This is a genomic window from Litchfieldella anticariensis FP35 = DSM 16096, from assembly GCF_000409775.1.
In the GTDB taxonomy this organism is placed as follows: domain Bacteria; phylum Pseudomonadota; class Gammaproteobacteria; order Pseudomonadales; family Halomonadaceae; genus Litchfieldella; species Litchfieldella anticariensis.
Genome location: NZ_KE332392.1, coordinates 102,459 through 128,632, shown reverse-complemented (window position 1 = coordinate 128,632; position 26,174 = coordinate 102,459). Strand labels below are relative to the sequence as shown.

Annotated in this window: 25 protein-coding genes; 14 read left to right on the top strand and 11 right to left on the bottom strand. The window is 61.0% G+C overall.

What is annotated here, in order from left to right; genetic code table 11:
• Positions 1-70 precede the first annotated feature (70 nt).
• Positions 71-835, bottom strand: coding sequence for a TIGR01458 family HAD-type hydrolase (locus L861_RS16140; protein WP_016417701.1), 765 nt, complete (start codon positions 833-835; stop codon positions 71-73).
• A gap of 194 nt (positions 836-1,029) precedes the next feature.
• Here L861_RS16140 and L861_RS16135 point away from each other — a divergent pair, with 194 nt between their 5' ends.
• The 4 genes from L861_RS16135 to L861_RS16120 all read left to right on the top strand — a co-directional run bounded on the left by L861_RS16135 (position 1,030) and on the right by L861_RS16120 (position 3,854).
• A complete protein-coding gene (locus L861_RS16135) occupies positions 1,030-1,635 on the top strand; it encodes an ABC transporter ATP-binding protein (protein WP_016417700.1) in 606 nt (201 codons plus the stop codon).
• Complete coding sequence (locus tag L861_RS16130) at positions 1,632-2,435, top strand: ABC transporter permease (protein ID WP_016417699.1); 804 nt, start codon at positions 1,632-1,634, stop codon at positions 2,433-2,435. The genes L861_RS16135 and L861_RS16130 overlap by 4 nt, the downstream gene beginning before the upstream one ends.
• Positions 2,432-3,394, top strand: a complete 963-nt coding sequence (locus L861_RS16125) for an arsenic resistance protein (protein WP_016417698.1) — start codon at positions 2,432-2,434, stop codon at positions 3,392-3,394. Before L861_RS16130 ends, L861_RS16125 begins: the two co-directional genes overlap by 4 nt.
• Before the next feature lie 73 nt (positions 3,395-3,467).
• A complete protein-coding gene (locus tag L861_RS16120; RefSeq protein WP_016417697.1) occupies positions 3,468-3,854 on the top strand; it encodes a RidA family protein in 387 nt (128 codons plus the stop codon).
• 3 nt (positions 3,855-3,857) lie between these two features.
• Here L861_RS16120 and pdxR read toward each other — a convergent pair whose 3' ends face one another.
• Positions 3,858-5,366 carry a MocR-like pyridoxine biosynthesis transcription factor PdxR gene (gene pdxR / locus L861_RS16115; RefSeq protein ID WP_016417696.1) on the bottom strand — a complete coding sequence of 503 codons (1,509 nt, stop codon included), beginning with the start codon at positions 5,364-5,366 and terminating at the stop codon, positions 3,858-3,860.
• Positions 5,367-5,448: 82 nt separating this feature from the next.
• Here pdxR and L861_RS16110 point away from each other — a divergent pair, with 82 nt between their 5' ends.
• The 3 genes from L861_RS16110 to L861_RS16100 are packed head-to-tail and all read left to right on the top strand — an operon-like array spanning position 5,449 to position 7,261.
• Complete coding sequence (locus tag L861_RS16110; protein ID WP_016417695.1) at positions 5,449-5,922, top strand: GNAT family N-acetyltransferase; 474 nt, start codon at positions 5,449-5,451, stop codon at positions 5,920-5,922.
• A complete protein-coding gene (locus L861_RS16105) occupies positions 5,919-6,650 on the top strand; it encodes a GNAT family N-acetyltransferase (RefSeq protein WP_016417694.1) in 732 nt (243 codons plus the stop codon). Before L861_RS16110 ends, L861_RS16105 begins: the two co-directional genes overlap by 4 nt.
• Positions 6,647-7,261: an FMN-binding negative transcriptional regulator gene (locus tag L861_RS16100; RefSeq protein WP_016417693.1), complete on the top strand. Its 615-nt coding sequence runs from the start codon at positions 6,647-6,649 to the stop codon at positions 7,259-7,261. The genes L861_RS16105 and L861_RS16100 overlap by 4 nt, the downstream gene beginning before the upstream one ends.
• Before the next feature lie 14 nt (positions 7,262-7,275).
• Here the strand turns inward: L861_RS16100 and L861_RS16095 are convergent, their stop codons facing one another.
• Positions 7,276-8,196, bottom strand: a complete 921-nt coding sequence (locus L861_RS16095) for a LysR family transcriptional regulator (protein ID WP_016417692.1) — start codon at positions 8,194-8,196, stop codon at positions 7,276-7,278.
• A gap of 182 nt (positions 8,197-8,378) precedes the next feature.
• Here L861_RS16095 and aptA point away from each other — a divergent pair, with 182 nt between their 5' ends.
• Both aptA and L861_RS16085 read left to right on the top strand, forming a co-directional pair.
• Positions 8,379-9,722: an omega-aminotransferase AptA gene (aptA, locus tag L861_RS16090; RefSeq protein ID WP_016417691.1), complete on the top strand. Its 1,344-nt coding sequence runs from the start codon at positions 8,379-8,381 to the stop codon at positions 9,720-9,722.
• 37 nt (positions 9,723-9,759) lie between these two features.
• Complete coding sequence (locus L861_RS16085) at positions 9,760-11,250, top strand: CoA-acylating methylmalonate-semialdehyde dehydrogenase (RefSeq protein ID WP_016417690.1); 1,491 nt, start codon at positions 9,760-9,762, stop codon at positions 11,248-11,250.
• A 104-nt stretch (positions 11,251-11,354) separates the two neighbouring features.
• On the opposite strand, the gene L861_RS16080 is transcribed toward L861_RS16085, so the two are convergent.
• From L861_RS16080 to L861_RS16070, 3 genes are all read right to left on the bottom strand, one after another.
• Positions 11,355-12,797 carry an efflux transporter outer membrane subunit gene (locus tag L861_RS16080; RefSeq protein WP_016417689.1) on the bottom strand — a complete coding sequence of 481 codons (1,443 nt, stop codon included), beginning with the start codon at positions 12,795-12,797 and terminating at the stop codon, positions 11,355-11,357.
• On the bottom strand, positions 12,790-15,960 hold the full coding sequence (locus L861_RS16075) for an efflux RND transporter permease subunit (protein WP_016417688.1): 3,171 nt from the start codon (positions 15,958-15,960) through the stop codon (positions 12,790-12,792). The genes L861_RS16080 and L861_RS16075 overlap by 8 nt, the downstream gene beginning before the upstream one ends.
• 217 nt (positions 15,961-16,177) lie before the next feature.
• Positions 16,178-17,362 (bottom strand): efflux RND transporter periplasmic adaptor subunit, encoded by a 1,185-nt coding sequence (locus tag L861_RS16070; protein WP_371827892.1) that lies wholly within the window; start codon positions 17,360-17,362, stop codon positions 16,178-16,180.
• A gap of 290 nt (positions 17,363-17,652) precedes the next feature.
• Here L861_RS16070 and L861_RS16065 point away from each other — a divergent pair, with 290 nt between their 5' ends.
• Positions 17,653-18,642 carry a LysR family transcriptional regulator gene (locus L861_RS16065; protein WP_016417686.1) on the top strand — a complete coding sequence of 330 codons (990 nt, stop codon included), beginning with the start codon at positions 17,653-17,655 and terminating at the stop codon, positions 18,640-18,642.
• A gap of 48 nt (positions 18,643-18,690) precedes the next feature.
• Here L861_RS16065 and L861_RS16060 read toward each other — a convergent pair whose 3' ends face one another.
• Positions 18,691-19,713 (bottom strand): GlxA family transcriptional regulator, encoded by a 1,023-nt coding sequence (locus L861_RS16060; protein ID WP_016417685.1) that lies wholly within the window; start codon positions 19,711-19,713, stop codon positions 18,691-18,693.
• 107 nt (positions 19,714-19,820) lie between these two features.
• On the opposite strand from L861_RS16060, the gene L861_RS16055 reads away from it, so the two are divergent.
• Positions 19,821-20,930, top strand: coding sequence for a class I SAM-dependent methyltransferase (locus tag L861_RS16055; RefSeq protein ID WP_016417684.1), 1,110 nt, complete (start codon positions 19,821-19,823; stop codon positions 20,928-20,930).
• Positions 20,931-21,022: 92 nt separating this feature from the next.
• Here the strand turns inward: L861_RS16055 and L861_RS16050 are convergent, their stop codons facing one another.
• From L861_RS16050 to L861_RS16040, 3 genes are all read right to left on the bottom strand, one after another.
• On the bottom strand, positions 21,023-21,394 hold the full coding sequence (locus tag L861_RS16050; protein WP_016417683.1) for a phasin family protein: 372 nt from the start codon (positions 21,392-21,394) through the stop codon (positions 21,023-21,025).
• A 94-nt stretch (positions 21,395-21,488) separates the two neighbouring features.
• Positions 21,489-22,982 (bottom strand): sensor histidine kinase, encoded by a 1,494-nt coding sequence (locus L861_RS16045; RefSeq protein ID WP_016417682.1) that lies wholly within the window; start codon positions 22,980-22,982, stop codon positions 21,489-21,491.
• On the bottom strand, positions 22,979-23,707 hold the full coding sequence (locus tag L861_RS16040; protein WP_016417681.1) for a response regulator transcription factor: 729 nt from the start codon (positions 23,705-23,707) through the stop codon (positions 22,979-22,981). Before L861_RS16040 ends, L861_RS16045 begins: the two co-directional genes overlap by 4 nt.
• 188 nt (positions 23,708-23,895) lie before the next feature.
• Here L861_RS16040 and L861_RS16035 point away from each other — a divergent pair, with 188 nt between their 5' ends.
• The 3 genes from L861_RS16035 to L861_RS16025 all read left to right on the top strand — a co-directional run bounded on the left by L861_RS16035 (position 23,896) and on the right by L861_RS16025 (position 25,884).
• The gene (locus L861_RS16035; RefSeq protein ID WP_016417680.1) at positions 23,896-24,153 is read left to right on the top strand and encodes a hypothetical protein; all 258 of its coding nucleotides are present in this window, start codon (positions 23,896-23,898) and stop codon (positions 24,151-24,153) included.
• A gap of 86 nt (positions 24,154-24,239) precedes the next feature.
• Complete coding sequence (locus L861_RS16030; RefSeq protein WP_016417679.1) at positions 24,240-25,121, top strand: cytochrome b/b6 domain-containing protein; 882 nt, start codon at positions 24,240-24,242, stop codon at positions 25,119-25,121.
• Complete coding sequence (locus L861_RS16025; RefSeq protein ID WP_016417678.1) at positions 25,114-25,884, top strand: molybdopterin-binding protein; 771 nt, start codon at positions 25,114-25,116, stop codon at positions 25,882-25,884. Before L861_RS16030 ends, L861_RS16025 begins: the two co-directional genes overlap by 8 nt.
• A gap of 49 nt (positions 25,885-25,933) precedes the next feature.
• Here L861_RS16025 and L861_RS25085 read toward each other — a convergent pair.
• The coding region (locus L861_RS25085; protein ID WP_035568622.1) for a pyrroline-5-carboxylate dehydrogenase at positions 25,934-26,174 on the bottom strand (241 nt) is incomplete at its 5' end.

Sequence of the window (26,174 nt, the reverse complement as noted above, 5' to 3'; positions counted from 1 at the left end):
TTCAACTTATACACGACATTGACGTATACAATAAAGGTCACCCATTGATGCCTCACACCCCTTCCTGACGCTAGCCTTGACGCTCCTGCAGGATTTTCTCCACAACGTCTGCCAAGTTGCTCTCTACTCTGGCCCCAGGCGCTCGTTTCTCGTCACCGTCACGATACTTGCCGGTCTTGACCAAGCATCCTTGTAGCCCTGCTTCCATGGCAGCAACCACGTCCGCTTCGACATCATCGCCCATCATCAGCGTATCGGCGGCCTCCACCCCCACGTCATGCAAGACGGCGTGAAAGAAGCCGCTGGCCGGCTTGCCAAGAATCACGGCATGGATGTCGGCGGCATACTCCAAGGCCTTGACGAAGGGGCCGGCATCCAGGTGCAAGCGCCCTTGGCGGCGGAAGTAGCGATTGGTACCCACCGCAAGCAAAGGCGCATCGCGTTCCACCAGCAGTTGGAAGGCCGTATCCAGATTGGCGTAGTCGAAGCGCTGCCCGGCGTCACACAGCACCACGGCGTTGGGGTCGTGAAGATCGAGTTCCTCGAACTCCGGCACCAAGGCATCATGGATCAGTAGATAGGGCCGCAGTCGGTGCTGCTGTAAATACGCCTTCACTGCTTCCGGCGCGGTATAGATCTGCTGATGCTCTACACCAAATCCCATCTCCACCAGCTCCGCATACACCGCGGCACTGGTTTTTCTGGAGGTATTGGTCACGAAACGCAGAGCCACATTCGCAGACTGCAGTCGTTCCACCGCTTCCACTGCACCGGGCAGCGGTACGCCATCCTCATGAAGGACACCGCTGATGTCGAGCAATACGGCCTGAGGCATGGTTCATCCTCCCCTGTCATCGTCTTTATGATGCTAGCAGCTTGCCGAGGCCAAGCTTCCGCTATCGATACACGATCACCTGACGATATGACGGGACAGCGTCACTCTGACTCGGGGCTACTGAAGCGCGTGATAGATTACGATCATCCGATATATGCTGGACGTAAACTCATGCCCATTGATGAGGTTACCGCTTGACGACCACCGACGCCCTGCGACTCGACAAGGTATCCATTGGCCATTTGGAGGATGTCACTCTCGCCGTCGCTCCGGGCGAGATCGTCTGCCTTTCCGGTCCCAGCGGTTCGGGCAAGAGCCGCTTGTTACGCGCCATCGCTGATCTCGAGCCTCATGACGGCGATATCTGGCTGGGTGATCGTGCCCAGTCACAACTGCCGGGACATGAATGGCGTGGCCTGGTGATGCTGGTACCTGCTGAGAGCCAGTGGTGGGCACCGAGCGTCGGCGAGCATGCTCGCCCCATCTCGCAAGAGGATCTGGCCGCGCTGGGCTTCGACAGGGAGACACTCGATTGGCAAGTCGGCCGGCTATCGTCCGGTGAGAAACAGCGCCTGGCATTATTGAGGGCGCTGTCTTTCTCTCCTTGTGCCCTGCTACTGGACGAACCCACTGCCAATCTCGATGACACCGCCACCCAGCGTTGTGAAAGCTGGCTGCTCGAGCGAGCCAGACAGTTGAGTTTGCCGGTACTGTGGGTAGCACATGACTCACGCCAGATCGAGCATGTCGCCAACCGTCACTATCGCATCGAAGGTTCGCGTCTCAAGGAGGTGCGATGAACGTGATCGATCTGGCCTGGTGGCAACTGGGTCTTGCCGCCTTGATGGTAGTGGCACTGGCCGCCTGCACATATCTGACCCATCTGGAGGTCGGCAAGAGCTTGCTGATCGCCGCCACCCGAACCGTACTACAGCTCGCGCTGATCGGCTTCATTCTGGAGGCGCTGTTCGCCGCCTCCCGCTTGCACTGGGTGGCGCTGATGGCCATCGCCATGCTGCTGATCGCCGGACGCGAGGTCATGGCGCGCCAGAAACGTCGTCTGCTGGGCGGTTGGGCCTTCGGCATCGGCACCCTGTCGATGTTTCTGTCGTCCTTTACGGTCACCGTGCTGACGCTCACGGTCATCATCGGTCCCGAGCCCTGGTACACGCCGCAGTATGCCATTCCCCTGCTGGGCATGATGCTTGGCAATACCATGAACGGCGTGTCGCTCTCGCTGGACCGCCTGACCGATACCGCCTGGCGCCAGCGCGCAGTGATCGAGAACCGCCTGATGCTTGGTCAGCGCTGGCAAGAGGCCATCGGCGACATTCGCCGCGAAGCCATGCGCAGCGGCATGATCCCCACCATCAACGCCATGGCTGCAGCGGGAGTGGTCAGCCTGCCGGGCATGATGACCGGCCAGATTCTCGCCGGCAGCCCGCCGGCCGTGGCCGTGAAATACCAGATCCTGGTGATGTTCACCATTACCGTGGGCACTGGCTTCGGCACTCTGGCCGCCGTCACCGCGGGAAGCCGTCGCCTGTTCGACGAACGCGAACGGCTACGCCTCGATCGCCTGAGCGGGCCAGTGTCATGACGCGGGAACGACTCGAGGCCTACCAAGTGCTCGTCTACCTGGTAGCCATCAGCGCCGGGCTCGTCATTGGTATGGTGCTACCCGAGACACCACAGGTCCTGGAAACGTTACTGTGGCCAGTGCTGGGGATGCTGCTCTATGCAACTTTCACTCAGGTACCACTGGCCAAGCTCCCTGAAGCCCTGTCCGATAGCCGCTTCCTCACTGTTGCGATAATCGGCAACTTCCTGCTGTTGCCTGCCATCGTCTGGGGCCTGTTGCAGCTCGCCCCCGCCACTCCAGCGGTTCGCCTGGGCATCATGCTGGTTCTGTTAGTGCCCTGTACCGACTGGTTCATCGCTTTCACCCAATTGGGAGGGGGAGACACGCGTCATGCCATCGCCTTCACACCGGTGAGCCTCTTGCTGCAGCTAGCGCTATTGCCCTTCTATGTTTGGGCATTCTCCGGCCAGGAACTGGCCTTGGCTCTGGCCAGGCGTGAATTGCTGGAAGCCTTTGTCGGGCTGATTTTGCTGCCGCTGCTGGCCGCTTTCCTGACTCAAGCCTGGGTTGCACGCAAACGACAAAGAGTTCCCATGTTGCATGCTCTCGGCTGGTTCCCGGTGCCGCTTCTGGCTTTGGTCGTGTTGCTGATCGCCACTTCCCAGGTCGAGACCGTCATGGCCTCGAGTTCCATACTGGCCAGAGTCGCCCCGCTATTCATCGCTTTTCTGGCATTGTCGGCCTTGCTGGCGCGAATACTCGCCTGGATATTCCACCTGCCCATACGACAAGGACGGGTATTGGCGTTCAGCTTCAGTACCCGCAACTCCTTCGTGGTGCTGCCCATTGCTCTGGCCCTGCCGGCATCCTTCGAAGTCACTGCCGTGGTCATCGTGCTGCAATCACTGGTCGAACTGCTAGGGATGGCAATTTTCCTGTGGTGGGTGCCGAGACGACTCTTCCCCCTCTCGGCGTGAGTCGCAGCCATGACATGGGTGAATGCGGCAGCGACTACACTGACAGATATCGCACAAGCAGGAGAACGCCTGTATGCCGGACTATCGCAACGACCCCACCCTGCCCGCCCCGGCCTTCCCCGGTAGCCACTTGGTGCTGGATGACGACTATGTCTTCGCTTCCGGGTTAACAGCAGCCGATATCCAGGGCGGCGAGACCGTGATCGGCGATGTCAGCGAGGAAACCCGCTGGATAATGCGCCAACTCCAACGCTTGCTGGAGGCAGCGGACTGCCGTCTGGATGACGTGGTACGGGTCGACGTGCACCTGGTCGATCTGGACGAGATCAGTGACATGGACGCCGCCTATGCTGAATTCTTCACCAAGGATCACTATCCTGCTCGCACCTGCACCGAATCATCCAAGCTTTATGGCGATAGTCGAGTGGAAATCACGCTGGTCGCTAGGCGGAGTGCATGATCTTCATGCTCCACTGAGTGCCAGCCACTCACCTGCCAACCAACTTCCAGCACGTTCGATCTCATCTTCACGTGCTCCGGCATAACCCAATACCAGACCAGGGCGGCCCGGTTGGCGCAGGTAATAACGCGAGAGCGGCGAGAGGGTGATGTCCTGCTCGACGGCTCGAGCCACCAACGTCCGCTCAGTCTCCAGATCGTCGAGCCAGGCTACCAGGTGCATGCCGGCCTGGCCCTCGGAAAGCGTCAGGCCACGCGCCACTGCGGGTGCCAGGGCCTTGCGTAGCCGCGCCTGGCGCTGACGATAGCAGTCACGCATACGTCGTACATGGCGTGAGAAATGTCCTTGGGCAATGAACTCGGCCAGTGCCGCCTGCAGCGAATATTGCCCTTCGCGATGCAGGCGCGCATTGGCGCGGCGGAAAGGCAGCACCAAAGGCTCGGGCAGCACCAGATAGCCCAGCCGCAACCCCGGATAGAGCACCTTGCTGAAGGTACCGACATAGATCACTCGGGCACCATCGACCAACCCCTGCAAGGCAGCGATAGGCCTCTGTCCATAACGAAACTCGCTGTCGTAGTCGTCCTCGACGATCCAGGCGCGGTGGTGCTCGGCGACTTCGAGCAGTGCCAGACGCCGTGCCAGGCTCATCGTGACACCGCTAGGGTATTGGTGAGACGGCGTGACATGGATCAAGCGGGGCGAGACTCCTCCAACGGGAGCGCGTTCAACGCTCATGCCCTCGGCATCCACCGGCACCGGTTCCACGTCGAAGCCAGCCGCACTAAAACAGGCTTGGGCACCGTTGTAACCAGGTTCCTCGACCCACACCCGGTCGCCGACATCGCCGAGCATGCGCGCCAGCAGTTCGAAACCTTGTTGGGCCCCCTGAACGATCAGGATCTGCTCAGGGCGACAACGCACCGAGCGCGACAGCCGCAGATAGTCGCACAATGCCTCCCGCAATGCCGGTACACCACCCTGGGCCTGGTAATCCAGCCATTGGGTGGGCGTCGCATGCAGATGACGCCGCAACAGCCGCTGCCAAAGCTCAAAGGGAAAGCGATCCAACGCCGGCACACCAGGTGCAAAGGCGCCGAAGCGGTTGTCGAGGGTGGCGCAGAATTCAAGCAGCTGTACACCGCGCGATGATAGCTCGGCCTCGCCCACTGTCGTCTGCCCCAATGGCGGACTCGTCTTGCCAGATTGGCTCGCCGTGGTTTCGAACGCCACATCTGCGATGAAGGTGCCGGCACCCGGCCGGCTTTCCAGAAAGCCTTCGGCGATTAATTGGTCGATGGCAGCCAGCACGGTGTTGCGTCCCAAGCTCAGCTCCTGGGCCAACCGACGCGAAGACGGTAACCGCTGGCCACTGACCAGGCGCCCCTCCTGTATCCAAGTACGCAGAGCGCGATAAAGACGCTGCGCAAGCGGTGCCGAAGACAGGCTGGCCAGCTCGATACCCAGTGCCTCGGTCGTCCAATCTGCATCGTCACCAATAACCGGTTCCATGATTTTCTCGAAAATTGGCTCTTATTGAGGAACCAATATGCCTCCAGACTGAGTGGGTGTCACCCTTCAGGAGGACTTTCTCATGTCAGTGCGTCATGCCAAGCTGCACGATATCGAGCCCCTTGGTGAACTGCTCGACAGCTATCGGGTGTTCTACGACCAGCCTTCGGACCCGGCTGGCGCCCGTAACTTCCTGGCACATCGCCTGGGGTTGGGCGATTCTCACCTGCTGGTCTATGAAGACAAAGATGACGAGTTGCTGGGTTTCGTGCAGCTCTATCCCCTTTTCACCACCGTGCGCCTGGCCCCGTTGTGGCTTCTCAACGACCTTTTCGTCGCTCCTCAGGCACGTCAGCGTGGTATCGGCCGGGCGCTGATGAATGCCGCCCGCGACCTGGCTCTGGACAACGGCGTCAGGCACCTGAAGCTGGCTACCCAGATAGAGAACCATGTCGCTCAGGGGTTGTACGAGTCGCTGGGATGGCAGCGCGACACGGTGTTCTATCACTACGCGCTGGCGGTGGACGACAAGGTTCTCGAGGAGAGTTGCCCATGACGGAGACGAACGCTTACGGCCAACCCGTTGGCCGCCAGGTGACGGATTGGCAAGGTGCCGCCTTTCCCGATCCCGAGCCTATGATAGGAAGCTTGGTACGGGTCGAACCGCTGGATGTCGACCGTCACGCCGACGATCTGCATGTAGCCTTTCTTGACCCAAGCGTTACGCCCGGCGAGGGACTGGAAGAGCGTTGGACCTATCTGGGCGGTCGCCCTTTCGAAAACACTGCCCAATACCACGACTGGCTGGCGGGACGTGCGGCCAGCCGCGACCCGAGTTTCTATGCCATCGTCGAGAATGGTAGCGGACAGGCGCTGGGCGTGGCCGCCTACCTGCGCATCGACCCCGAAGAAGGCTCGATAGAAGTTGGTCACTTGCACTTCACGCCGCGCCTCAAGCGCACTCCGGCCGCCACCGAGGCAATGATGCTGATGATGCGCCGAGCCTTCGAACTCGGCTATCGTCGCTACGAATGGAAGTGCGATGCGCTCAATGCGCCCTCACGACGCGCCGCCGAGCGCCTGGGTTTTCGCTTCGAAGGGATCTTCCGCCAGCACCGTGTGGTGGCTGGGCGAAATCGCGATACCGCCTGGTTCTCGATTCTCGACAGCGAATGGCCCGCGCTGGAGAACGCTTTCACGCACTGGCTATCACCGAACAACTTCGATGACCTAGGACATCAGCGGATAGCGCTATCCACCCTGATCCAAGAGGCTTCGACATGATGCATATTCCCTACTCCATGGCGATGCACCAGGAACAAGCCTACGCTCTCATCGAAGAATTCAGCTTTGGTGTCCTCATCAGCGAGGGACTACAGGCTACCCACCTGCCCTTGCTTCTGGATCGCAATGAAGGGGAGCATGGCACCCTTTACGGTCATCTTGCCCGGGCCAATCCCCATTGGAGAAGCCTGGACGGCCAGGAAGTGCTGACGATCTTCAACGGCCCTCACGCCTATATCTCTCCCACCTGGTATGCCAAGAAACCGGCGGTGCCAACCTGGAACTATGCGGTCGTACATATCGAGGGCACGCTTGAACTACTCGATTCGTCTGTCACGCACGAGATCCTCGACAAGACACTGGCCAAATACGAACCCGAACTACTCGATGATCCCGAGACATTAAGCGATGCCTTGCGCGACAAACTACTTCCCGCCATCGTCGGCTTCAGGATTCGTATCCACGAGATCCATGGCAAGGCCAAACTCGGCCAGCATCGATCGCAGGAAGACCAGGCCGGCGTTGCCGCAGGCTTGCGCGACAGTGACAGCCCGCAGGCCCGGCAGCTTTGGCGTTATATGCAAACCATTCCTCTGGATACCGAGAAGTAGGGCTTAGATACCATCTAGCCTATTACCAGACGCTCGAGTTCCTCCAGATAGCTTTCCAGCACCAGGTTGGGTGGGGCACCCTTGCGGGTGATGGCGCTGTAATGGGTGAGATAGTGCCACCTTTGAGGGTTCAGGGCGCGCATCCTGCCATCGCGTACCCACCTTTCGGCATAGTGGGTCGGCAGATAACCGATATAACGGTCGGACAAGATCAGGAAGGCAATGCCTTCCCGGTCGGTGGCTGTGGCGGCAGACCTGAGGTGCTCATGCTGTGCCTTGATCTTTGCCGTCTGGGCATAGGCGGGTATCACGGCGTCGCAGTTCGCCAACTGCTTCTCCGTCACTCCCTCGGCGTCGAACAGGGGATGACCGGAGGCGCAATAGAGCTGTGAGGTCTCCTCGTACAGCGACAGGTAATTCAGCCCGGACAAGGTCTTGAGGGTTGGAACCACACCGGTATGCAGGCGCCCATCCAGTACGGCCAGCTCGATGTCACTGGGCGGTATCATGCGGATGTTGATGCGTACATCCGGACCGCGCTCCTTGAGCGCACTGAGCGCATTGGTGATATACATCTCGGGTATGGTCACCAGGTTGTCGGTGATGCCGATATTGAGCTCGCCCTTGAGCCATGCGTGAAGGCTGTTGACCCGGGTGCGGAAGCCTTCCACCGACGCCAGCAGCTGTTGTGTGGCCTCATAGACCTCGGAGCCTTCGTCGGTCAAGGCAAAGCCACTTCGCCCCCGCTGACATAGCCGAAGACCGAGCCGCGTCTCCAAGTCGTTCATCGCCATGCTGATAGCGGCCCGGCTGATATTCAGCTCCACCTCGGCGGCAGAGAAGCCACCGCACTCCACCACCTTTTTATAGATCCTCAGCAAACGGAGGTCGGCATCGCCCAGTTGGCCCGTCAAGGCTTCCTTGCGGAGTGGCATCGGTCTTTCCTCTTCCTGGATGCAGCCCTGCTTCGAGGATAGCCTCGAAGAGGAAGTAAGTTAAGCGCTGGCTTGCATGAGATTAAATAATTCTAGATTTAACTTACTGGTAGCCGGGTCTAGCATGCCTCTACAGAACCACCAACAATAGTAAAAGCAATGTCTACAGAGGGTGTGCTGCCATGTCAGATCAAGAATTCCCACAGACCGCTGGTCTGAGCCCGGAGCAGCTCGATGCCTATTGGATGCCGTACACCGGTAACCGCCAATTCAAGCGCGATCCGCGGATCATCGTCGCGGCAGAGGGTAGCTACTTCACCGACGCCGAGGGTCGCCGAATCTACGATGGCCTCTCCGGCCTGTGGACCTGTGGTGCAGGCCATTGCCGCCCGGAAATCACCGAGGCAGTTAGCCGGCAACTCGCCGAGTTGGACTACGCACCGGCATTCCAGTATGGCCATCCCAAGGCCTTCGAGCTGGCTCATCGCATCCGTGGGCTGATGCCGAAAGGGCTGGACTTCGTGTTCTTCACCGGCTCCGGCTCCGAGAGTGCCGACACCGCGCTGAAGATCGCACGCGCCTATTGGCGCAAGAAAGGCAAGGCCACTAAGACCAAGCTGATTGGTCGCTCCAAGGGCTATCATGGTGTCAACTTCGGGGGCTTCAGCCTGGGCGGCATCGGCGCCAACCGCACCATCTTCGGTCAAGGGGTCGATGCCGACCACCTGCCTCATACCCTGCTGAAGGAAAACGCCTTCACCAAGGGTATGCCCGAGCGCGGCGCTGAGCGTGCCGAGGAACTGCTGGAGCTGATTGCGTTGCACGACGCCTCCAACATCGCCGCGGTAATCGTCGAGCCGCTGGCCGGATCGGCCGGGGTGATCCCTCCGCCCAAGGGCTATCTGCAGCGGCTGCGCGAGATCTGCGACCAACATGACATCCTGCTGATCTTCGACGAGGTCATCACCGGCTTCGGCCGCATGGGATCCATGACCGGGGCCGAGGAATTCGGCGTAGTACCGGACATCCTCAACGTCGCCAAGCAGCTGACCAACGGGGCGGTGCCCATGGGCGGGGTCATCGTCCAGAGCGATATCTATCACACCTTCATGGAGCAAGGTGGGCCCGACTACATGCTGGAGCTGCCCCACGGTTATACCTATTCGGGGCATCCGGTGGCCTGTGCCGCGGCGTTGGCCGCGCTGGACGTGCTCGAGAGCGATCGCCTGATCGACCGCGTGCGGGAGATGAGCCCGGTCTTCGAGGAATCGCTGCACAGCCTCAAGGGCACCCGCTATATCAGCGACATCCGCAACTACGGACTCGCCGGCGCCCTGCAGATCGAGAGCTATCCCGGCGAACCGGCCCGCCGCCCCTACGAGATCGCCATGAAGTGCTGGGAGAAGGGATTCTACGTACGCTACGGCGGCGACACCATCCAACTCGGCCTGCCCTTCATCGTCGAGCGCGACGAGATAGACCGACTTATTAATGTCCTTGGCGATGCCATTGGCGAACTGAACTGAAGACCTCAACTTACAACGTTTCACTACGAGGTAGCACATGACTACTCTTGGCCATCTGATCAACGGCGCTCGTGTCGACAGCGAAGGGCGTACCCAGGACATCTACAACCCCTCCACCGGTGAGGTCGCCGGCCAGGTCAGCCTGGCGAGCAAAGCCACCGTCGAGGACGCCATCGCCGCCGCCCAGGCCGCCTATCCAGCTTGGCGCAATACCCCGCCTGCGAAGCGGGCCCGTGTCATGTACCGCTTCAAGCAGTTGCTGGAAGAGAATGCCGACGAGATCTGCCGGCTGATCGGCCAGGAACACGGCAAGATCGTGCACGATGCCAAAGGTGAACTACAGCGCGGCATCGAGAACGTGGAGTATGCCTGCGGCGTGCCGGAATTGCTCAAGGGCGAGTACAGCAAGAACACCGGCCCCGGCATCGATTCCTGGAGCGAATTTCAGCCGCTGGGCGTGGTCGCCGGTATCACCCCGTTCAACTTCCCGGCCATGGTCCCGCTGTGGATGTACCCGATGGCCATCGCCTGCGGCAACACCTTCGTGCTCAAGCCCTCCGAACGCGACCCGACCTCAACGCTCTACATCGCCGAGTTGGCGCTGGAAGCAGGCCTGCCCGCCGGCGTGCTGAACGTTGTCAACGGTGACAAGGAAGCCGTTGATGCCCTGCTCGACGATTCCCGCGTCCAAGCGGTCAGCTTCGTCGGCTCCACACCGATCGCCGAGTATATCTATAGCCGCGCCAGCGCCAACGGCAAGCGCTGCCAGGCCTTGGGCGGTGCCAAGAACCACGCCATCGTGATGCCCGACGCCGACATGGACAATGTGGTCAACTCCCTGACCGGGGCCGCTTTCGGCTCGTCCGGCGAGCGCTGCATGGCACTGTCCGTGGCGGTGGCCGTGGGTGACGAGGCTGCGGATGCCCTGATCAGCAAGATGCAGGAGCAGATGCAAACCCTCAAGGTGGGCCCCTTCTCCGACGCCGGAAACGACTTCGGCCCGGTCATCACCAAGGCTCACCAGGAGAAAGTCTGCGGCTATATCGACAGCGCCGAGCAACAGGGCGCCGAGATCGTGGTCGACGGCCGCGGAGTGCAGGTGCCGGGCCACGAGGACGGCTTCTATGTCGACGGCACCCTGATCGATCGCGTGACTCCCGACATGACCTGCTACCTCGAAGAGATCTTCGGGCCGGTACTGCTGGTGGTCCGCGCCGGCTCCATGGAAGAAGCCATGCAACTGATCGACGATCATGAGTACGGCAACGGCACCTGCATCTACACCCGCGACGGCGAGGCAGCCCGCTACTTCAGCGACAACATCCAGGTGGGCATGGTCGGCATCAACGTACCGCTGCCGGTGCCGGTGTCCTACCACAGCTTCGGTGGCTGGAAGCGCTCTTTGTTCGGCGACCTGAGCGCCTACGGGCCGGATGCCGTGCGCTTCTACACCAAGCGCAAGACCGTCACCCAACGCTGGCCGTCGGCCGGGGTACGCGAAGGCGCCCAGTTCTCCTTCCCCTCATGAGGACCGCGGTGGCATGACGTAACGTCAACCTCTGTGCTTGCAGCCGAATCGGAATATCCGATTCGGCTGCTTTTTTCTATTTTTCTATTCCTGCCCCTATCACGTCATCCCGCGTCTTCGTAGCTTGGCACTTCGGCAGTACCGACCGGCATTTCCTCCCAACCACCGGCCAGAGCCTTGTAGAGCCCGACCAGGGCCGTGGCGGTACGGGTGTGGCTGCGCGCCAGGCTATCCTCGATCTCGAGCCGCGAACGCTCGGCATCGATGACCTGCAGGAAATCGACAACGCCGACCTCGAAGCGTTGGCGTGCCTGACGTGCTGCTTCAGCGCTGGCTTCGGCGGCATCCTGCAGGTGCTCGCGCTCACGCCGCGCTTGGGCGTAGCGTGCCATGGCGGTTTCGGTTTCCTCCAGGGCCAACAGGATCGCCTGTTCATAGCGGGCGAGGTTGGCTTCGGCGTCGGCATCAGCAGCCGCCATGCGTGCCCGCACACGGCCGATGTCGAGGAACGACCAATCAATGCCCAGCGCGATCAGCCGTGTCTCGCTATCACGGCTGAACAGATCATCGGTATTGGCCGCATGGGTCCCCAGTAATCCACTCAGGGTGAAACGCGGATAGAGATCCGCAGTGGCAACGCCGATTCTCGCACTGGCAACCTCCAGACGCCGCTCGGCGGCGGCGATATCGGGACGGCGGCGCAGCAGTTCTCCGGGCAAACCAGTGGCGACCCGGTCAGGCAACGCCGGCAATGGTGCCGGCGCTTCCAGCACGGTGACCAGAGCACCGGGCTCCTTGCCGGATAACACCGCGATACGATGCGTCAGTGCAGCGATCTCGCCTTCGAGTGCCGGAATTCGCGATAGTGTGGTTTCGAGCTGTGCCCGGGCGCGAACGCTGTCGAACTCGATACCGCGTCCCGCAGCAAGGCGCGCATCCACCAGTTCCAGCGACTCGCGTTGGTTGTCGGCGTTGGCCCGTGCGACCCGAAGCTGCTCCTGCAATCCGCGCAATTGGAAGTAGCTATCGACCAATTCGGCGACCACCACCACCTGCAAGGCGCGCAGATCAGCAGCCGTGGCTTCGCTCTCGGCGCGTTGGGCCTCGACGCTACGTCGCACGCGACCGAAGACATCCAGCTCCCAGAAGGCCGAGATCCCGGCATCGAAACTGTCGCCGTCACGCTCGGCTCGTGACACACCCGGCATCTGGTCGGCACTCAAGCGCTGATTCGCTATCCCGGCCTCCGCCGTGATGTCAGGTGTCAGGTTCTGCCGCGATTCACGTAGCAAGGCACGGCTGCGATCGTAACGAGCCAGGGCAACACGCAGATCATGATTGGTGACCAGAGTGTCGTCTACCAGTTGCGTCAGCAGTGGATCATCGAAACGCTGCCAGAACTCGGCTTCCACCGGTTCGGTGGCATACAGCGAAGTATCGGCGCGTACTAGCGATTGAGGTTCCGGCAGCTCGGGCGACTGGTAGTCGGGGCCCACGGCACAAGCCGTGAGCAGCAGCGACAAGGAGATAGGCAGTAGCTTACGCACGGTATTCGCCCTCCGCTGGCAGGGTTTCCTGCGGCGCCCGACGGAAGCGCTCGGCCAGCTTACGCAACGCCACGTAGAACACCGGCGTCAGGAACAGACCGAACAGCGTGACGCCAAGCATACCGGCGAACACCGCCACACCGAGCGCCTGGCGCACTTCCGAACCGGCGCCACTACCCAGCATCAGTGGCACCACCGCCGCGGTGAAGGTGATCGAGGTCATGATGATCGGCCGCAGACGCAGACGGCAGGCCTCAAGCGCCGCTTCGATGATGCCTCGCCCTTGCATCTCCAGCTCTCGGGCAAACTCGACGATCAGGATGGCGTTCTTACACGCCAAGCCGATCAATACCACCAACCCGACCTGAACGAAGATGTTGTTGTCGCCCCCCATGAACCGTACCCCGAGCAGTGCGGAGAGCATGCACATCGGCACGATCAGGATCACTGCCAGCGGCAGGGTCCAGCTCTCGTAGAGCGCGGCCAGGGCCAGGAACACTAGCAACACCGAGAGTGGGAACACCACCAGCGCGGCGTTGCCCTGGGTAGCCTGCTGGAAGCTCAGATCGGTCCACTCGAAGGTCATGCCACCGGGCAGAACCTCGGCGGCGAGTTCGCTCAGCGTGTCCATCGCCTGCGCCGAGGACAGCACACGCGGGTCCGCTTCGCCGGCCAGATCGGCGGCGGGATAGCCGTTGTAGCGCAGCACCGGGTCCGGCCCGAAGGTCTGACTGATCTGCACCATCGAACCGATCGGCACCATCTCGCCGCGCTCGTTGCGGGTACGCAGGTTGGCGATATCCTCGACGCTGTCACGGTAAGGGGCATCGGCTTGAGCGATCACTTGCCAGGTGCGGCCGAACTGGTTGAAGTCGTTGACATAGGTCGAACCAAGATAGGTCTGCAGTGTATCGAACAACTCCGTCAGCGGTACCCCTTGGGCCTTGGCCTTGATTCGGTCGACTTCGGCGTTGAGCTGCGGCACGTTGGCCTGGTAGCTGGTAATCGGGAAGCCCATCCCCGGCGTCTGCGCAATAGCCCCCTGGAACGCCTGCACCGCGCTCTGCAACTCGCCGTAGCCGAGACCCGCCCGGTCCTCGATGAACATCTGCCAGCCGTTGCCGTTGCCGAGGCCAAGAATCGGCGGTGGCATGAACGCGAACGCGAAGCCTTCCTGCAGGCCAGCGATTTTCTGGTTGATCTCGGCGTTGATCTCGGCCGCTGTGCGGTCGCGCTCAGCGAATGGCGCCAAGGTCAGGAACACCACACCGTTATTGGGCGTATTGGTGAACTGCAGGGCATTGAGCCCCGGAAAGGCGATCGAGTGCGTCACACCCTCAGTCTCCATGGCGAGCTCGCCAACCTGGCTCAGCATCGCATCGGTGCGCGACAGCGAAGCCCCTTCCGGCAGCATGACGCCGGCAATCAGGTACTGCTTGTCCTGGGTCGGGATGAAGCCCGGCGGCACCGCATTGAACATCACCCCGGTCGCGACCAGCAGCAACGCATACACCACGAATACCGCCCCACGCCGGCCCAGGATGCGTGAAATTGCCCCCTGGTACTTTGCCGAGCTGCTGCCGAAGAAGCGGTTGAAAGGACGGAATACCCAGCCGAACAGCAGGTCGATCAAGCGGGTCATACGGTCCTTGGGCGCATCGTGGGGCTTGAGCAGCATCGCCGCCAGCGCCGGAGACAAGGTCAACGAGTTGATCGTGGAGATCACCGTGGAGATGGCGATAGTCGCCGCGAACTGACGGTAGAACTGCCCAGTGACACCGGACAGGAACGCCATCGGCACGAACACCGCGCACAGTACCAGGCCGATGGCGATGATCGGCCCGCTCACTTCCTTCATCGCCTGGTGCGCGGCGGCAAGCGGTGTCAATCCTTCTTCGATGTTGCGCTCGACGTTCTCCACCACCACGATCGCGTCGTCGACCACGATACCGATCGCAAGCACCAGGCCGAACAAGGTCAGGGTATTGATCGAGAAACCCAGCAGATAGAGCGCGGCGAAGGTGCCCACTACCGACACCGGCACCGCGATCAGCGGAATGATCGACGCGCGCCAGGTCTGCAGGAACAGCGTGACCACCAGCACCACCAGTAGCACCGCCTCCAGCAGGGTCTTGACCACAGCCTCGATCGAGTCGCGCACGAAGATGGTGGTATCGTACACCGCCTCGTATTCGACTCCCTCGGGGAACCACTGGGCCAGCTCGTCCATGGTGGCGATGACGTTTTCCTGGATCTCCAGCGCATTCGCCCCCGGTGCCTGGAAGACGCCGATAGCGACCGCGTCATTGCCGTCCAGCTTCGAGCGCAAGGTATAGTCGCCGGCGCCCAGTTCCAGACGAGCGACATCGGCCAAACGCACGAGTTCTCCGTCGGCGCCGCTCTTGACCACGATGTCGCTGAACTCCTGCTCGGTGGTTAGACGGCCCTGAGCGTTGATCAGGGTCAGGAAGTCGCTGTCGGGCATCGGCTCGGCGCCGAGCTGGCCAGCCGAAACCTGCACATTCTGCTCGCGCATCGCCCTCACCACGTCGCCGGCCGTGAGCCCGCGCGCGGCAATCTTGTTCGGATCGAGCCAGGCGCGCATGGCGTAATCGCCGCCACCGAAGATCTGCGCGTCACCGACACCCTGAATACGCGCCAGCGCGTCCTTGACGTGCAGACGGGCATAGTTGCGCAGGTACAGGGTGTCGTAACGGCCGTCCTCTGATGTCAGATGCACCACCATCAGGAACGTCGGTGACTGCTTCTGCGTCGTCACGCCCTGCCGGCGTACGTCCTCGGGCAGCCGTGCCAGCGCTTGGTTGACCCGATTCTGCACCTTGACCGCCGCATCGTCCGGATCGGTACCGGGGCGAAAGGTCACGGTCATCTGCAACACACCATCGGAGCCGGCCACCGACTTGAGGTACATCATGTCCTCGACGCCGTTGATCTCTTCCTCCAGCGGCGTGGCGACGGTTTCGGCAATGACCTTGGGATTGGCGCCAGGATAGACCGTGCGCACCACCACCGAAGGCGGCACCACGTCCGGGTATTCGCTGACCGGCAGCAGCGGTATGGTGATCGCACCCGCGATGAAGAGGAGAATCGACAGCACCGCGGCGAAGATCGGGCGGTCGATGAAAAATTTCGCGAAGTCCATGGCAATACTCCGTCATCGGGGCGAGCATCTTTTTTTAGGCTTGTCCGAAAAGTCGTCGAGCGATGGCCAGACAAGGCAAAAATCAGCGAAAAAGCGGAGTTTACGTGGTTGTAAATGAGCATTTTGAGCTGATTTTTAACGCCGTATGGGCGAGCGCAGACAGTTTTCGGACAAGCCTTAGCGCCCGCCCCGGGAAACACATCAACGGCAACAGCCGTCAGTGAGCGGCCGTAAGATCGACCGTCGGTTGGGGATCACTCATATCGACGCTTTGCGCGGCCACCGGCATCCCTGGAAAGAAGATGCGCTGCGCACCGCGAACCACCACGCGGTCGCCGGGCTGGAGCCCTGACTCAATCACGCGCAGCCCCTCCGCCATGCGCCCGAGCTTGATGTCCTTGCGCACGGCGACGCCCTGGTCATCGACGACATAGACATACTTGCGGTCCTGGTCGGTCAACACCGCCTTGTCATCGACCAGCATGGCATCGCCGAAGCCTTTGCCACGTAGTTGCACGCGCGCGAACATGCCTGGCGCAAAGCGTCCATCGCGGTTGTCGAGTACGGCACGCATCAGAATGGTTCCCGCCGAGGAGTCGAGCTGGTTGTCGACGAAGTCCACCTCGCCTTCATACGGATAGCCGACATCGGAAGCCAGCCCGACGCGTACCGGCGTGCGTTCCTCCCGTGAGCTGGGGCGCTCCCCTGACCGCTCCATGGCGCCATAGCGCAGATAGCTCTGCTCGTCGGCGAAGAAATGCACATGAACCTGGTCAAGGGAAACGATGCTGGTCAGCGGTGTGGAGTCGGACACCAGGTTGCCGGCAGTGACCAGAGCCCGCCCGGTGCGGCCAGCGATCGGGGCACGTACCTCGGTGTACTCCATGTTCAGGCTTGCCGTCTCGACCACGGCGCGCGCCGCCAGCACGTCGGCTTCGGCCTCGGCCGACGCCGCACGACGCTGATCCAGCTCCTCACGAGAGATAGCGCGGGTCTGTGCCAACGTTTCCGCCCTGGCGGCCTCGGCACGGGCCAACTCGGCTCGCGCCTGGGCACGCTGGAGATCGGCTTCAGCACGAGCCAGCTCGGCACGATACGGACGCTGATCGATCACGAACAGCACATCGCCCTCGTCGACGACCTGGCCCTCGGTGTAATTGATGCGTTCGATATAGCCGGACACACGTGGACGCAGTTCCACCGTTTCCACCGCCTCGATATGGCCGGTGAATTCATCCCAGAACCGCACATCCTTCACTACCACCTCGGCTACGCTGACTTCAGGTGGTGGCGGCTGTTGCTGCGCACTGTCCGCCTGGGTATCGCAACCTGCCAGAAAAGCAAACCCCAGCAGCATGGGGATAACCATGCGCATTCGCCTGGAGCTCGAATGATGGAACATCTTGTGGACGTTCATGAGTGCCCCTCTTGAGCCTTCGCTTATCTTCTATGCCAACGCCGATCAGTTTGTGGTAGGTATGAATCAATAGCCTTCATGCCCTTAGTCGTTGGCTAGGGCGTGAAATCGACATCATCGGCGCTGGTGAGGTGAAAGAAGATAAAGCGATTAAGATGACTTGATTAGTCGGGTTTTGAGGGAAATACTGTTCCATTGACGGGATAGTCGCCGTGCAACCCGCCTTTACGTGATATTCCTCCCCGGACACGCATGCACGGAGAAAGGACAATGACATGTCGCAGGATCTCAACGACGTCTTGATTTTCGCCAAGGTCGTGGAACAAGGAAGTTTTACCGCCGCATCGAAGTTGCTGCGCATTCCCAAGACCACGGTAAGCCGCAAGGTCCAGGAACTGGAGCAACGTCTGGGCGCACGGTTATTGAACCGCACGACCCGCAAGCTGAGCCTGACCGAGGCCGGCGCTGTCTACTTCGAGTATTGCAATCGCATCGCCCAAGACCTGGGGGAAGCGGAAAGCGCCGTGCATCGACTCGAAGGCAGCCCACGTGGCTGGCTGCGGGTCACGGCTCCCTTCACGATGTGCACCGAATTCACTTCGACCCTGATCCGCGACTTCCGCCTGTTGTACCCCGAGGTCAAGATCGATCTGGTATTGTCGAACGAGCGTCTTGATCTGGTTGCCAACCAGATCGATGTGGCGCTGCGGGTCGGCCCCTTGCCGGATTCCAGCCTGGTCGCCCGCCCCTTGGCCAGCTATCGCTCGTTCGTCTACGCCAGCGAGAACTACATCACCCGTCACGGGGAACCACGCCAGCCGGCGGACCTGGCCTTTCATCCGGTATTGGCGAAATCCACCGACCAGCGCAATCACCGCTATTTCTGGCAACTACAAAACGGCTCGCGCCACGAAGAAGTCGCCATCGACCCCATCGCCGTGGCCAATGACCCCTTCGTGTTGAGGCGTTTACTCATCGAAGGTCATGGCTTGATGCTGGCCAGCGAAATCGTGGCCTGTTGGGGGCCACAGGAAGGACGCCTGCTCCGCGTTCTGGAAGGCTGGTCGGGCCCGGAAGTCGAGCTCAATGCCGTATTCCCGGGGGGACGCCTCATCTCGCCCAAGGTACGCAGCTTCGTCGATATGGTCGCCGAACGCATGCAGATCGACCGCTCCTTCACTACCGAGCACTGGCAGCCACCAGCGCTTCCCGTGGCATCCACCGAACCCGAGGACGAAGAGGAACCGGTGGACGAGACGGCCTGAATCCGCAGGTTTGCCGAGTGGCCTTGCTTTCAAGTCGTAGCTAGACCTTCACTGCATGGCCAGGCGCATGCTACGAAAACGGCGACGGTACTGGCTGGGGGTCAGACCGACACGCCGACCGAACAAGCGCCGAAAGAAGCTGGCGTCGGCATAGCCGACCCGTTCGGCGATCGCCTCGACCGGCTCGTCGGTGGTTTCCAGGTACTGCTTGGCTTCCTCAAGGCGCAGCGTGTGCACGTACTCCATCGGCGTCATGCCAGTGGCGAGTTTGAAACGCCGCTTGAAGGAGCGCTCGGTCAGGCCACTGAGCTGCATCATGGTGCATACCGGCGTGGGAGTGTCATAGTGCTGTGCGGCCCAGACCTGGGCCTTGGCGATCACGGCATCCTCGACCTGACGCGAGGTCGTCAACGCCGCATAGGGGCGCTGACCCTCGCGATGCCAGTCGATAAGGTATAGGCGAGCGAGGTGCATGGCTTCTTCGGTACCCACCAGCCGCGCCACCAGGAACAGCGCCAGGTCCAGCCACGAGGTTCCGCCTCCCGCCATGAGGATACGCTCGCCCTCTCCGGTCGCCACCAGTGCCCGATGGGCATGCACGCGAACCTTGGGATGACGCTTGGCAAGGGTGTCGCAATAAGCCCAATGGGTAGTGGCGTCACGGCCATCGAGTAATCCCGCCTCGGCAAAAATCAGGGCGCCGGTACATGCTGCTGCGAGCAGCACGCCTTGTGCATGACGGGCCCGCAACCATTCGATTTCGGCGTCATAATGCCCTGACAGCGGTTCATCTGGGGCAACCATCAGGTCGGGAATGCAGATAGCCGAGAGAGCGGCACAGTCGGCGAGCTTGGCATCAGGCTGAATCCAGGCACCATTGCCCGCACGGTACCCTTGGCCATCCACCGAGACGATCAGCGGCTCGAGCAGTGCCCGACCCGGACGGCCATGCATCACGATCTCCCAGTCGCGCCCCGCCGAACTGAATAAATCGTACAGGCCATAGAGCGTGGATGCCGTCGCTTCACGGGTGGCAAGCAAGGCGATCGTCATCACCGGAGGCTGGAGCATGGCAGAAAACTCTCGTTTGCGTCGCAATTCACTTTAGTCCACTCACTTGCCGAGCAGTAGTGTTCTCCTTGCACCCACCACCAACAACAATCACGTAAGGAGTTACCATGTGCGATATCATCGCTCCCCCTACCTCTACTACCACTACCACTACCACTACCCATCATGATGTCGACGCCTTCGAGGCACGGCTGCTCCACGCTCTCAATGAAAGTGGGCTGATGCTGCTGATGTCGATCGGTCACCGTACCGGTCTCTATGAGACATTAGCCGGTCAGCCGCCCATGACCAGCCATGAATTGGCCGAACGCGCCAGTCTCGATGAGCGCTACGTGCGTGAATGGCTGGGTGGCATGGTCGTTGGCGGTATCGTCGAGATCGATCCCAACACCCACCGCTATTGGTTGCCCGAAGCCCACGCGACGTTACTGACCGACCGCGGCCCCTTCAACCTGGCGGTCTACTCGCAGTTTTTCGGCCTGTTGGGCGCCGTCGAGGACGATATCGTACGCTGCTTTCGCGAAGGCGGCGGTGTGCCTTACTCTCGCTACCCCCGCTTCCACGAAATCATGGCCAGCGACAGTGCACAGACAGTATTGCCGGCACTGTTCGATGACATTCTGCCCATGTCGCCAGGGTTGATCGCGCGACTCGAAAGCGGCATTCGAGTCTTGGACTGTGCCTGTGGTCGCGGGCGCGCCTTGTTGATGATGGCAGAACGCTTCCCGGCCAGCCGCTTCACCGGCTACGACCTGTCGCAGGAAGCCGTTGCCTGGGGGCAAGCCCACGCCACCGAAGCCGGGCTCGATAACCTGCGCTTCGAAGTTCGCGACCTGAGCGACTTCGACACCACGGCAGAGCCGGAAGCCTTCGATCTGATCACCACCTTCGACGGCATTCACGATCAGGCCAAACCTCTCAATCTGTTACGTGGCATCCGCCGCAGCCTGGCGCCAAATGGCGTCTACATCGCTCAGGACATCCATGCTTCGAGCCATCACCATCAAGACCGAGACCACCCACTGGGTACCCTACTGTACGCTGTCTCGGTCACCCATTGCATGACCGTTTCGCTAGCCCAGGGTGGCGAAGGTCTAGGCACCATGTGGGGGCGCGAACGGGCGTTGGAATACTTTCACAAGGCTGGGTTCAGTGACGTGCAGGTTCACCAACTCGAGCACGATGTACAGAACGACTACTTCGTCTGTCGTCCGTGAATCGAACCGAGTGGAGCGCTAGATAAAAAACAAGCCGTCGCCCAATGGGCGACGGCTTGGTATTCATTGCCTGTTGAGCAGGCGTGTACTGCTTACTTGGCGGTCGTCTTGGTAGTGCTCTTGGACGCTGCCTTGAGGTTGTCCTCTGCCAGCTTCTGGCTCTTCTGCACGAACTCCTGGTTCATGGCCACGACTTTCTCGGCATCGTCCTTGAGACGCTCGCTAAGATCTTGGGCAGCCTTCTGCTGGCCTTCGACGTAGCTGCGCAGCCCTTCGGCATCCTTGATGTCGAGAGCGGCACGAGCCTGGCTCAGGCTGACGTCGGAATAAGCCTTGACGGCATCGAACTGAGCGGCCAGCAGTTTCTCGGTGTAGTCCAGGCTCAGCGCCGCATAGGAACGTGCCGGAGCGAAGAACAGGGATTCGAATTGCTGAGTCGCTTGGTCGAGAGTCGCGTTGCTCATGGATCACCTCCATAGGGTTGCGATAAAGAAAGCAATATGCTCTCTGCTGCAATGCAACATAGCAAAGCTTTTGTTGCGACGCAACATGCTATCTTCAAATTTTCGTGAATCCTGCCAAAGGCAGTACCAGGCTCACTTTGGTGCCCTCACCAGGGCGACTCTCTATCTTCAACTGCGTACCATGGCGTTCACAAATTTCACGCACGATCGACAGTCCCAACCCCGATCCCTCTCCACGAGCGAGACCGGCTCGGGTGCGATAGAAACGCTGGGTCACCATGGGTAATTCCTCCGCATCGATACCCACGCCGTTATCGACGACCGCCAGACACACACCATCCGTTAGTGGTTCAGCTTCCAGTCGCACCCAACCGCCGGAGGCGGTGGCATGCAACGCATTGTCGAGCAGGTTGGACAATAGCCGGTCGATCAGCCCCAGATCCGCATCGACCCACGGTAGCTCGGGATCGCAGACCGCCTTCAGGGTGACACCTGCCTGGTGTGCCTGATACTGGAACTTGCCGACGATATCGTGGGCCAGCTCGGACAACGAGAAAGGCTCGCGCTGAAGCGGCCTGTCGTCAGCGTCCAGCCGTGCCAATGTCGAGAGCTGCTCGGCAAGTCGGGTCAGGCGATCGACATTATCGAGAATCGCGGTCAGGGTCCCCCGCCGCTCCACATCCAGGCCCGCCTCTTGGGAGAGCAACTGTTCGGCGTATCCGCGTAGCGAGGTCAACGGAGTGCGGAAATCATGCGAGAGGTTGGCGATCAGTTCGCGACGCTGCCGGTCAGTCTCGTGCAAAGCCTGAAGCTGAGCATCGATGGTTCCTGCCATATCGTTGAAGGCCTTGGCGAGGCGTCCGAGTTCATCATCGCGAGGTGCAACGATACGCTGCCCGTAGTCGCCTTCGGCGAAGCGTTGCACCGCTGCCGTCAAACGCGAGAAGTTTCGAGTCATCAGCGCAAACCACACCAGACCGAAAATGCCGGAGACCAATAGTGCTATCAACCCAGCGGCCATCAAGGTGCGGGTAATGGAACTGGTGCGTAACATGGCGAACATCGATGCTTGGCCGGCATTGGCTAGATCGACGTACAGATAACCGGAACGGCGTTGCTCGCCATGGCGGATAGACGCCACGGAGAAGATCCCGGGATCGTCACCGCAAGGGGCTGTCGTCAGCACCGGCAGCATCGGCTCCTCTCCCAGCAAGGTTTCCAGTGCCCCGGGATCCACCCGCTGCCCCAACCCGCAGGCAGAGTCGGCATAGTCGGCGATCACCCGTCCGTTTTCATCGAGCACATAGAGTGACAGCGAGGGATTGATCGACAGGATATGGTGGGCCATGTCGCGGGCGGCAGTGCTGTCGACACCTTGCCGCAATGCCGGCTGCATGACCTGAGCGAGATTCTTGGCCAGGTCGATTTCCATCCGCTGCTGGAATTCCCGGGCGAGTTGGTTGAACTGGCTGATGGCGATCCAGGCAACAGCCACCGACAGCAGCAGCAGGCTGGTGAGATAGACTAGAGCGATACGCGCATAAAGACTGCGTCCCAGACGGGCGGCCTTGTGGATCAGCACTCTCATGGCGGTTCGTCACCGGCGAATCGATAACCGACGCCCCAAACGGTCTGGATGAAGCGTGGCTTGGCCGGGTCGGTTTCAATCTTGCCACGCAGGCGATTGATGTGGGTATTCACGGTATGGTCATAGCCATCGAATTCTTCACCCCACACCTTGTCCAGCAGTTCACCGCGCGTGAAACTGTGCCCGGGATGGCGGGCGAACAACGAAAGTAGCGCAAATTCCTTGCCAGTGAGCTGAACCGGTTTTCCTTCCAGCGACACGCGATGCTGGTCGACATCGATGGCTAATGGGCCGCATACCAACGGCGGAGTGGCAACGATGCCGTCATCGGCACCCGTCTGTTGCTGACCACCTCGGCGTAACAGGGCCTGGACCCGAGCCATCAGGATCGGCATGGCGAAAGGCTTGGTAATGTAATCGTCGGCGCCGATCTCCAGACCCACCACCACATCGCGAATCGCCGCCTTGGCGGTGACCATCAATACCGGCGTCAGACTGTCACAGCGACGCAGCCGGCGGCAAACCTCCAGGCCATCCACCCCCGGCAACATCAGATCCAACATCACCAGGTCATAGCGCAGCCCCGAGGCTTCGGCCGCCAGTAGTGCCAACGCCGCTTCGCCATCGCGGACCCAGTCACAGGCATAGTCCGCTGCCGCCAACGATTCCGTCAGCAGCTTGCCAATCTCGGGATTGTCTTCGACACACAGGATCCGATAAGGCATCACGGGCTTCTCTCCATACATCTGGCCCTACTCTAGGGCCGAATCCAACTTCCCGCATCACGAAAAGATCACGAAAACAATGACGGGTTGTGATGCGTTCGTGATGAATCGCCGATGCCAGGCGCTTAGCGTGACACTTGCCGCTTCGGTACACCGCCGACGGCCATGACGATCAATGGAGGTGTCAGATGAGCCTGAAGACAAACCAATCCCGTACCGCCCTGTTTGCCACTCTGCTAGCAACTGCCCTGCTGCTGCCGACTACCGCCTTGGCGAACGAGCCCATGGAAGGCGACAGCATGGAACACGATTCCATGAGCACCGACGAAATGGGCAGCGACACCATGGCGGAAGACTCCATGATGGAAGAAGAGGAGATGAAGAAAGAAGAAGATCACATGATGGAGGAAGAAGACGACATGATGTCGGATGACGACGCCATGTGAAGCTCGGCTTACGGTGCCGGCCGGTGCCGGCATTCCCGCCCACCGGCCGACATTTTCTCGATCTTCACTCGAAGGAGGGTTCCGCGATGCGTGTCTTCAAGACATGGCTTGGCACGAACAGCGGTCAGACACCGACGGTCATCCAGCGACACAGTGCGTTCACCCGGGTCTGGCACTGGGTAAATGCCGTCTGCCTGCTGGTATTACTGATGAGCGGCCTGCAGATCTTCAACGCCCACCCCGCCTTGTACTGGGGCAAGGATTCCCATTTCGACAGCCCGGCACTATCGATTCGTGCCATGAGCGGTAACGACGGAGAGTTGCGCGGCATCACCCAAGTCGGCACCTATCGTTTCGATACCACCGGGGTACTGGGTGTCTCCGGCCCTCGCGACGCTCGTGAACGACGTGCCTTCCCTGCCTGGATCACCCTGCCCAGCCCGCGCTGGCTGGCCGCGGGTCGCCAATGGCATTTTCTGGCCGCTTGGATCTTCGTCCCCATGCTGATCGCCTATCTCCTGTATCTGGTCATCAGCGGTCAGCTAAGACGGCGCCTGTTGCCGCGCCGACGCGAATGGCGAAGCATTGGTCACACCTTGTACGAACACCTGCGGCTGCGCTTCCCGAAGGGCGAAGAAGCACGTCATTACAACCTATTGCAGAAACTGGCCTATCTGCTGGTACTGTTCGTGATCACCCCGCTGATCATACTCACCGGGCTGACCATGTCGCCCACCATGGATGCCACCTGGCCGTGGCTGCTGGATGTCTTCGGTGGCCGTCAGAGCGCACGCACGATCCACTTCCTGTGTGCTCTCGCGTTGGTGGGCTTCTTCCTGATTCATATCGTGCTGGTGCTGGTCTCCGGCGTCGTCAACAACCTGCGCTCGATGATCACCGGGCGCTATGTACTACTCCCAAAGACTGCCCCCGAGACCGCTCCCGAGAAGGAGGCCCGCGATGAATGAACCGACCGATCCTCGACGTCGACGTTTTCTGACGAATTCACTGCTGGCCACGAGTGCGGTGCTGCTGGCCGGTTGTGACCGGCTGTCACGCAGTGACACCATGAGCCGGCTATTCGATGCCGGTGAGGCCCTGACCCAGCGCGCACAACGTCTACTGGCCTCTCGCGAATCTCTGGCACGCGAATACGCGCCCAAGGACATCGCCCCCACCTTTCGCGCCAACGGCACCACCAATCCCCAAAACGAGGCCTATCGACGCCTGGCAGCCAATGGCTTCCGTGACTGGCGCTTGACGATCGACGGCCTGGTCGAACGGCCACAGACCTTCTCGCTCGACGAACTCAAGGCCATGCCCTCGCGTACCCAGATCACCCGTCACGACTGCGTCGAGGGATGGAGCTGTATTGGCCAATGGACAGGCGTGGTGCTCGGCGATCTGTTGGCCCAGGTGGGCGTGCGCGACGAAGCTCGCTTCGTGGTCTTCCATTGTGCCGACCGCTATCACGGAACGGACCCTTACTACGAAAGCCTGGACATGCTCGAGGCGTATCACCCGCAGACGCTGTTGGCCTATGACCTGAATGGCACCGACCTGCCCATTGCCAACGGCGCCCCACTGCGGCTGCGGGCCGAACGCCAACTCGGCTACAAGATGGCCAAGTACGTGATGCGAGTCGAACTGGTGGAGAGCTTCGCCCACCTCGGCCGCGGCCGGGGCGGTTATTGGGAGGACCGTGGCTACCAATGGTGGGCGGGGATATAAGGGAGCGCCGGGCGGCGGTTCGATCCGCCGCCCGGCAGGGTCGGTAAGTCTATTCGACAGTCGCCAGCAGGCTGGCGTTGCCGCCCGCGGCGGTGGTGTCGATGCACAGATGGCGTTCCACCACGTAGCGTTCCGGCGAGATGGTTTGGGTCTCGAGCGACACGATGGGGCCGTCGCGCTTGGCGAGCGCAAGGCGCAGTTCGCGGGTCCAGTCGCTGGTGCCGGAAGCGGCCACGGCAGCGATACCCTTGACCGCGCTCAGCGTCTCGGGCGCGACGGTGCCGTCGAGC